We start from the raw sequence: 7,165 nt of genomic DNA, 5'->3' as shown, positions 1-7,165 counted from the left end.
GCTCCTGGGTACCGGTAGCGGAGGTGCGGTACCACTCCAGACGGCACTTGCTCAGACGCTCACCGGAGGTCAGGGCGTTGAAGATCAGTGGGGAGGACTTGTCGAACACCTTGGTGATCATCATCGGTTTGTGAACGCGCTGGCCAGTCGGCTGACCGGACTGTGGATCACGTGGGATGATGACCTGGTGGTTGTAACCTTGAACCAGAACTTGGTCTTCGTGACCTTCCTGGAAGATGTTGCCGACGGAATCTTCGGTGAAGGTACCGGCGGTGATCAGGCCCTGCTTGGTGCCTTCGATAGTGAGATACGCGGGTGTTGGCATGGTGCTCTCCTTGCTTGAGATGAGGTGCCGGTGATGTCCGGCTGCCCATTAACAAACAAGAGCTGTGCCAACCGCATAAAACCAATAAAAATCAAATAGTTGAATAACAACCAAGGTCAGTCAAAAGGGCTTCTGTGATAGCGGTCACAGTGGATTGCGCAGAAAGCTGCGCACTGCTGTGCAGGTTATTGCGCACCGGCCTGTGGGCCTTGGTGGCTGAGGGCTGGGGCGTGATGGGCAGCGAGGATTGGCGTGTGGGTTGCGCAAGTTCTTGCCAGTCATGTTGACTGACAACGCGCTAGGGTCAGCGGTTTTGCGCTCGCAGCTCGCGCGCTCGGCGGCGCTCCCCGGCGGCGGTAATAATGTCGCGCTGACGCGCATCGGTGGCGTTGGCCCACTCCAGTATTTCTTTCATCAGGCGGCCGCAACCCAGGCATTCGTCAGCGTCCAGGCAGCACTTGCGCACGCAAGGAGAGGCTTGCTGGCCGCGTTCAGTCACTCGGCGACCTCATCCAGCTCAAGCTCGACCGACTCGCCGGTCAACTCTTCCAGCACCTCGGACAGCACCTCGGAGAGCGAGCCTTCGCCGCTGTCATGCTGCCAGCCCTGCTCGCCATGATAGCCAAAGTGCAACGTGGTATTCGGCGTGGCCAGCCATAGCTCGCGGGAGGCGGGCTGGCGGCCCACAACCAGGCGTGTGCCATCGGCTAGCACCAGCACCAGCGAGCCCTCCATATGCTCCATTTCCAGATCAAGATCGCAGTCGTCAACCGCATGCTCGATCAAATCCTGCACGTGATCTACCTGCTGGTGAAATTCCGCTTCGCTCACATCCTGCATGGGGTTCTCTCTTGTCTGTTGGCCACCGCGTCTGGCTGTTGCAACGCCGCCGCTGAACGGCGGCTGATGCACCGAGCCGGGTGGCTGGGTATACTGCCGGATATTCTACCTGTAAGGAATCCAACATGAAGCATATCAGCGCACTCATCTTCGGCTTGCTGGTACTTGCTGGCTGCGGCCAGAAGGGCCCTCTTTATCTGCCAGAAGACACATCAGGCCAGCCGCCGACCCCGGCGCAGGAAGAACTGATCCAGGAACCGACCGAGAAGTGATGCAACAATGACCGCCTTTGATTATCGCCACGGCGAGCTACACGCCGAAGGCGTCGCATTATCTGCGATTGCCGCCGAGTACGACACCCCTTGCTTCGTTTACTCGCGGCAGGCCATTGAACAGGCCTATCAGGCCTGGGATTCGGCGCTACAGGGCGTGCCTCATTTGGTGTGCTTTGCCGTCAAGGCCAACTCCAATCTGGCCGTTCTGAACCTGCTGGCCCGTCAGGGCGCTGGCTTTGACATTGTGTCCGGTGGTGAGCTGGAACGTGTGTTGGCCGCCGGTGGCGAGCCTTCACGCATTGTGTTCTCTGGCCTGGGCAAAACCGCAGCAGAAATGCGCCGCGCGCTTGAGGTTGGCATTCATTGCTTCAACATCGAATCGACCGTCGAGCTGGAGCGCCTGCAATTGGTGGCCGCCGAGCTGAATATCAAGGCGCCGATCTCGCTGCGGGTCAACCCGGACGTGGATGCCAAGACGCACCCCTATATTTCTACCGGGCTGAAAGAGAACAAGTTTGGTATTGATATTGCCAATGCGCCAGCGGTCTACCGCCGCGCGGCCGAGCTGAGCCATATTGATATCTGCGGCGTGGACTGTCACATCGGCTCGCAGCTGACCGACGACACCCCGCTTATTGATGCGCTCAAGCGCCTGCTGGAGCTGATTGACGGCCTGGCAGAGGAAGGTATTCATATCCGTCACCTGGATTTGGGTGGCGGTTTGGGTGTGACCTACCGCGACGAGACGCCGCCCAGCCCCGGTGCTTACCTGGCCAAGGTGCGTGAGGCGCTGGCCGGTCGTGAGCTGACGCTGATGTTTGAGCCCGGCCGCTCTATCGTCGCCAACGCCGGGGTGATGCTGACCCGCGTCAACCTGCTGAAGCCGACCGAGCACAAGAACTTTGCGATCATCGACGGCGCCATGAATGATCTGATCCGTCCGGCACTCTATAGCGCCTGGATGGGTATCGACGCAGTCAAGCCGCGCAGCGACGCCGAGCTACTGAGCTGGGATATCGTCGGCCCGGTCTGTGAGACCGGTGATTTCCTCGGCAAGGACCGCGAACTGGCGCTGGCTGAAGGCGATCTATTGGCAGTGCGGTCTGCCGGTGCTTATGGCTTTGTCATGAGCTCCAACTACAACACCCGTCCGCGCGCCGCCGAAGTATTGGTCGACGGCGAGCACACCCATCTGGTGCGCCGCCGCGAAACGGTCGCCGAACTGATAGCCGGCGAGCGCCTGCTACCCGAGGACTGACATGCTGCTGCGATTCACCAAGATGCACGGGCTGGGCAACGACTTTATGGTTATTGACCTGGTCACTCAGCACGCGCAGCTGTTGCCCAAGCAGATCCGCCAGTGGAGCGACCGCCATACCGGTATCGGCTTTGACCAGTTGCTGGTGGTCGAGCCGCCAAGTTGCCCGGACGCGGACTTTCGCTACCGCATCTATAACGCTGACGGTAGTGAAGTGGAGCAGTGCGGCAACGGTGCGCGCTGCTTTGCCCGCTTTGTGCAGGACAAGCGCCTGACCGCCAAGAAGGTAATCCAGGTTGAAACCGCGGGCGGCCCCATCACCCTGCAAGTACGGCGGGATGGGCAGGTAACCGTAGATATGGGCGCGCCGCGCTTTACCCCAGCGGAGGTTCCCTTTATTGCCGAGCATGAGGCCGAGCAGTACGCCTTCGACGTAGCGGGCGAGCAATTGATGGTCTCTGCAGTCTCCATGGGCAACCCGCACTGCGTAACCCTGGTGGACGAGATCAACAACGGCATGCTGGAACGCCTGGGCGCGCTGATCGAGGCGCACCCGCGCTTTCCGCGCAAGGTCAATGCCGGCTTTATGCAGATAATTGACCCCGAACACGCCCGTTTACGGGTATTCGAGCGCGGCGTAGGGGAAACCCAGGCTTGCGGCACGGGTGCTTGCGCGGCAGCGGTCGCCGGTATCCGGCTGGGTCTGTTACGCTCCCCGGTACAAATTCAGTTACCCGGCGGCAACCTGCAAATCGAATGGGACGGCCCCGGCCAGCCCGTCATGATGACTGGCCCGGCAACCCGGGTCTACGAAGGACAGATACGCGTATGAGCGAGCAAAAGCGGCAGAGCAGCGACGACATTGATGCCGAACAAGTCGCTGATTACCTGCGGCGTCACCCGGCCTACTTCGCCGAACATGACGAGCTACTTACCGATCTGATCATTCCGCATCAACCGGGTCAGGCCGTATCGCTGGTTGAGCGTCAGGTAAAGTTGCTGCGCGAGCGCAATATTGATGTGCGCAATCGCCTGAACCAGCTGATGGATACCGCCCGCGAGAACGACCGGCTGTTCGACAAGAGCCGTCGCCTGATCCTCAGCATGCTCGAGGCGCAGAGCCTGGAGCAGGTGATCGCCAGCCTTGAAGACAGTCTGCGCAATGACTTTCAGGTGCCATTTGTCTGTCTGATTCTGTTTACCGAAGCTGACCGCTACAGCAACGCCCATTGCGTCAGCCATGCGGCGGCCAAAGAGGCTATCGGTCATCTGCTCGATAACGGCAAACCGGTCAGCGGCGCGCTGCGCCCGGAAGAACTGAGCTTTCTGTTTGGCGAGTCCGCCGAAGAAGTGGCGTCTACCGCTTTTGCGCCCATCAGTCATGAGGGCCTGCATGGCGTACTGGCGCTCGGCAGCAAAGATTCTCAGCAATACCGCAGCGCCACCGGCACCCTGTTTCTTGGCTACGTAGCCGATGCGCTGGCCCGTATTCTGTTGCGCCAACGTCCGCTGGCCGATGAAGCCCACGCCTGATACGCCCGGCACCTCCGAGGTGCCGGCGGTCGATCACGATGTAGACGCCTTTCTGCGCCACCTGCGCACCGAGCGTCAGTTGTCGCCCCGCACCCTGGAAGCCTATGCGCACGACTTGCAGCAATTGGAGCTGTTCCGCCATGAACGCAAGCTAAGCAGCTGGGATCAGCTCAGCAGCGCGCAGTTACGCCACTATGTGGCGCAGCAGCATCAGCGCGGAATATCACCGCGCAGCCTGCAACGCCAACTCAGCACCGTACGCAGCTTTTATCGCTATCTATTGCGCGAGCAGCGCTGCCAGATCAATCCGGCGCTGGACCTGCGCGCGCCCAAGGCGGGCAAGAAACTACCCAAAACCCTGGACGCAGACCTCGCCAGCCAGTTGCTCGATGACAATGGCGATCCGGACTGGTTGCAGGTACGGGATCAGGCGATGCTGGAGCTCTTTTATTCGTCCGGTCTGCGCTTGTCGGAGCTGGCTGGACTCGACGTCGCCGATCTGGACTTGCAGCAAGGCGAAGTGCGGGTGCTCGGCAAGGGTAATAAAACCCGCCTGCTGCCCGTGGGACGCATGGCGCTGACAGCGTTGGAGGCCTGGCTCAAGGTCAGGCCAGCGCAGCAGGAAGCGGCACAGCCGGTGTTTGTCAGCCAACGCGGCAGCCGCCTGACCACTCGCGCGATTCAGCTGCGGGTGCGGCGGCGCGGCGTCGAACGCATCGGCCAGCATCTGCATCCGCACATGCTCCGCCACTCCTTCGCCAGCCACATGCTCGAATCCTCCGGTGACCTGCGCGCAGTGCAGGAACTGCTCGGGCATGCCGATATCAGCACGACGCAAATTTATACCCATCTGGATTTCCAACATCTCGCGCAGGTCTACGACAAGGCCCATCCGCGCGCCAAACGCAAAGCAGATACCGAATGATTCAACTCGTCACCTTTGATCTCGACAACACCCTGTGGGAAACCGAATCGGTCGTCGTTGCCGCCGAGCAAGCGCTAATGCGCTGGCTGGAGAAAAACGCGCCGGCGTTTGCCCAGAAACTCGATGCCGATGCCCGCATGGCCCTGCGTAACGAAGTGCTGGCGACCCAGCCCGAGCTGCGCCACCGCGTCACGCCATTGCGTATAGCCGTGCTGGAGCTGGGCCTGCGCAAGGCAGGTTATTCCGCCGAGCAGGCCAGTGAACTGGCGGCCAAGGGCTTTACTGTATTTCTCGACGCGCGCCACAAGCTGGAGTACTTCCCGCATATGGAAATCGTGCTGGAGTTGCTGTCACGGCAGTACCAGTTGGCGAGTATTTCCAATGGCAACGCAGACGTGCGCAGGCTGGGGCTGGATCGTTTCTTCAAGATCATCGTTTCAGCCGACGATGTGGGCTTGAGCAAACCGGATCCCGCGCCCTTTCTCACCGCGCTGGAGGCGGCAGGTGTCGAGCCGGCACAGGCACTGCACATTGGCGATCATCCTGGCGATGATATTCAAGGCGCACTGGATGTAGGCATGCACACGCTCTGGTTCAACCCGCAGGGCAAGGCCTGGCCACAGCAGCCGCGCCCCCATGGCGAGGTGCGCTGTCTGAGCGAAATACCGCCGTGGCTGAACCGTTACGTGAAGTACGCTCGAGCCTGACCCGCAGTTGCCGCCGCTACTGAGCGGCGGCATAAAGGCCGAACAGCCGCCCGGAACTAGATAGGGCGGCTACCGTATTTGCTGTCCGGTTTCTTCGGCGGATCGGCGACCACGTTGGAGTCGATCTCCTGCACCTTGCCACCACGCGACAGAAACTCTTCCATCTGCCGCGCCAGTGCATCGCGCTCACGGTCCTTGGCTTCAACAGAAGGGCCTTCCAGCTCTTCCGCCGGTGCATTTTTCTTGCGCGGCTTGCTGGCGACTACCTCGCCATCAGCGTCATCATCATTGTCATCCGGCTGATCGTTGGCGGTGGTCTCTGTCACGCCTTCGTAATCATCGTCCATATCGTCACTCATGCCCCAACACCCTCCCAAGGGAAAACACGCTATATATAGCGCATTCAGATGATTTGGCTAGTACCCGATGACAATTTTTTTATATCGAGGACCGCTGATTTACAGTTCCGCCCCTTCTGTCAGACGCGCCAATTGGTCCAGATCGGTCTGCACGCCTGAGGTTTCTCGGATACGCGAGAGTATCTGACGCTTGAGTTCAATGAAGTCCGGCTCCAGCTTCATGTCCTGATGACGCACCTTTGGCAAGGGCACCTCATAGATACTGTCGATACGCCCCGGCCTTGGCGCCATCAGCACGATACGGCTACCCAGATAGATGGCCTCTTCTACGTCATGGGTGACGAACAGGATGGTGCTTTTCTCCAGGCGATGCACATGGCGAATCAGGTCGTGCATCACTTCACGGGTCTGCGCGTCCAGCGCGCCGAAAGGCTCATCCATCAACAGAAAGTCCGGGCGGGGCATCAGTGCGCGGGCGATGGCTACACGTTGTTGCATGCCGCCGGATAACTGGCTGGGATAGGCTTCACTGAAGTCGCGGAGCCCCATCAGATTGAGCAGCGCATCGGCGCGGCCAGAGGCGGTTTCAACATCCGACTGGCTGTGTACGGTATCGGCAATCACCTTGAGCTGACGGCAGAACTTGATGTTCTGATTCACGTTCAGCCAGGGGTAGAGACTGTAATGCTGAAACACCATGGCGCGATCAACACCGGGGCCGTCTATCGGCTGATCGTGCAGCAGAATGTCGCCGCTGCTATGCGTCTCAAGGCCAGCCAGAATGCGCAACAGGGTAGACTTGCCACAACCGGATGCGCCGACAAAGGTGATGAACTCATTAGGCTCAACTTCAAGATTGACGTCACGCAGTGCCTCAATGCTCTGGTCGCGGGTCTCGAAGGTTTTGCCTACATTGCGAATACTGATACAGGAGTTGCTCATG

Annotated in this window: 11 protein-coding genes; 6 read left to right on the top strand and 5 right to left on the bottom strand. The window is 60.0% G+C overall.

The genetic code is table 11. The features are described from left to right. The 3 genes from EF096_RS18630 to cyaY form a co-directional block, all read right to left on the bottom strand. Positions 1 to 325, bottom strand: a 325-nt coding sequence (locus EF096_RS18630; RefSeq protein ID WP_148079647.1) for an Hcp family type VI secretion system effector, incomplete at its 3' end; no start/stop codon positions are given. Between the two features lie 304 nt (positions 326 to 629). Further along, positions 630 to 824: a DUF1289 domain-containing protein gene (locus EF096_RS18625; protein ID WP_123891268.1), complete on the bottom strand. Its 195-nt coding sequence runs from the start codon at positions 822 to 824 to the stop codon at positions 630 to 632. Further along, the gene (gene cyaY, locus EF096_RS18620; protein ID WP_123891267.1) at positions 821 to 1,165 is read right to left on the bottom strand and encodes an iron donor protein CyaY; all 345 of its coding nucleotides are present in this window, start codon (positions 1,163 to 1,165) and stop codon (positions 821 to 823) included. Before cyaY ends, EF096_RS18625 begins: the two co-directional genes overlap by 4 nt. Before the next feature lie 125 nt (positions 1,166 to 1,290). Here cyaY and lptM point away from each other — a divergent pair, with 125 nt between their 5' ends. The 6 genes from lptM to EF096_RS18590 are packed head-to-tail and all read left to right on the top strand — an operon-like array spanning position 1,291 to position 5,863. Continuing rightward, positions 1,291 to 1,437, top strand: coding sequence for an LPS translocon maturation chaperone LptM (lptM, locus tag EF096_RS18615; RefSeq protein WP_123891266.1), 147 nt, complete (start codon positions 1,291 to 1,293; stop codon positions 1,435 to 1,437). A gap of 7 nt (positions 1,438 to 1,444) precedes the next feature. Continuing rightward, positions 1,445 to 2,698, top strand: a complete 1,254-nt coding sequence (gene lysA / locus EF096_RS18610; protein ID WP_123891265.1) for a diaminopimelate decarboxylase — start codon at positions 1,445 to 1,447, stop codon at positions 2,696 to 2,698. Between the two features lies 1 nt (position 2,699). Continuing rightward, on the top strand, positions 2,700 to 3,530 hold the full coding sequence (gene dapF / locus EF096_RS18605; RefSeq protein WP_123891264.1) for a diaminopimelate epimerase: 831 nt from the start codon (positions 2,700 to 2,702) through the stop codon (positions 3,528 to 3,530). After that, positions 3,527 to 4,231 carry a DUF484 family protein gene (locus EF096_RS18600; protein ID WP_123891263.1) on the top strand — a complete coding sequence of 235 codons (705 nt, stop codon included), beginning with the start codon at positions 3,527 to 3,529 and terminating at the stop codon, positions 4,229 to 4,231. Before dapF ends, EF096_RS18600 begins: the two co-directional genes overlap by 4 nt. Then, positions 4,215 to 5,156 (top strand): tyrosine recombinase XerC, encoded by a 942-nt coding sequence (gene xerC, locus EF096_RS18595; protein WP_123891262.1) that lies wholly within the window; start codon positions 4,215 to 4,217, stop codon positions 5,154 to 5,156. Before EF096_RS18600 ends, xerC begins: the two co-directional genes overlap by 17 nt. After that, on the top strand, positions 5,153 to 5,863 hold the full coding sequence (locus EF096_RS18590) for an HAD family hydrolase (protein ID WP_123891261.1): 711 nt from the start codon (positions 5,153 to 5,155) through the stop codon (positions 5,861 to 5,863). The genes xerC and EF096_RS18590 overlap by 4 nt, the downstream gene beginning before the upstream one ends. Before the next feature lie 56 nt (positions 5,864 to 5,919). Here EF096_RS18590 and EF096_RS18585 read toward each other — a convergent pair whose 3' ends face one another. Next, on the bottom strand, positions 5,920 to 6,222 hold the full coding sequence (locus EF096_RS18585) for a hypothetical protein (RefSeq protein ID WP_123891260.1): 303 nt from the start codon (positions 6,220 to 6,222) through the stop codon (positions 5,920 to 5,922). A gap of 99 nt (positions 6,223 to 6,321) precedes the next feature. Continuing rightward, entirely contained in the window at positions 6,322 to 7,164 is an 843-nt protein-coding gene (locus EF096_RS18580) for an ABC transporter ATP-binding protein (RefSeq protein ID WP_123891259.1), read from the bottom strand. Position 7,165 lies beyond the last annotated feature (1 nt).

This window comes from Pseudomonas neustonica, assembly GCF_003797945.1.
GTDB lineage: Bacteria > Pseudomonadota > Gammaproteobacteria > Pseudomonadales > Pseudomonadaceae > Halopseudomonas > Halopseudomonas neustonica.
The sequence above is the reverse complement of the archived record's forward strand: the minus strand, read 5'-3'. Positions and strand labels throughout refer to the sequence as shown.

Excerpts from the sequence above, each read along its gene's own strand:
- cyaY (WP_123891267.1), bottom strand. The coding sequence starts at position 1,165 with ATGCAGGATGTGAGCGAAGCGGAATTTCACCAGCAGGTAGATCACGTG.
- lptM (WP_123891266.1), top strand. The coding sequence starts at position 1,291 with ATGAAGCATATCAGCGCACTCATCTTCGGCTTGCTGGTACTTGCTGGC.
- lysA (WP_123891265.1), top strand. The coding sequence starts at position 1,445 with ATGACCGCCTTTGATTATCGCCACGGCGAGCTACACGCCGAAGGCGTC.
- dapF (WP_123891264.1), top strand. The coding sequence starts at position 2,700 with ATGCTGCTGCGATTCACCAAGATGCACGGGCTGGGCAACGACTTTATG.
- EF096_RS18600 (WP_123891263.1), top strand. The coding sequence starts at position 3,527 with ATGAGCGAGCAAAAGCGGCAGAGCAGCGACGACATTGATGCCGAACAA.
- xerC (WP_123891262.1), top strand. The coding sequence starts at position 4,215 with ATGAAGCCCACGCCTGATACGCCCGGCACCTCCGAGGTGCCGGCGGTC.
- EF096_RS18590 (WP_123891261.1), top strand. The coding sequence starts at position 5,153 with ATGATTCAACTCGTCACCTTTGATCTCGACAACACCCTGTGGGAAACC.
- EF096_RS18585 (WP_123891260.1), bottom strand. The coding sequence starts at position 6,222 with ATGAGTGACGATATGGACGATGATTACGAAGGCGTGACAGAGACCACC.
- EF096_RS18580 (WP_123891259.1), bottom strand. The coding sequence starts at position 7,164 with ATGAGCAACTCCTGTATCAGTATTCGCAATGTAGGCAAAACCTTCGAG.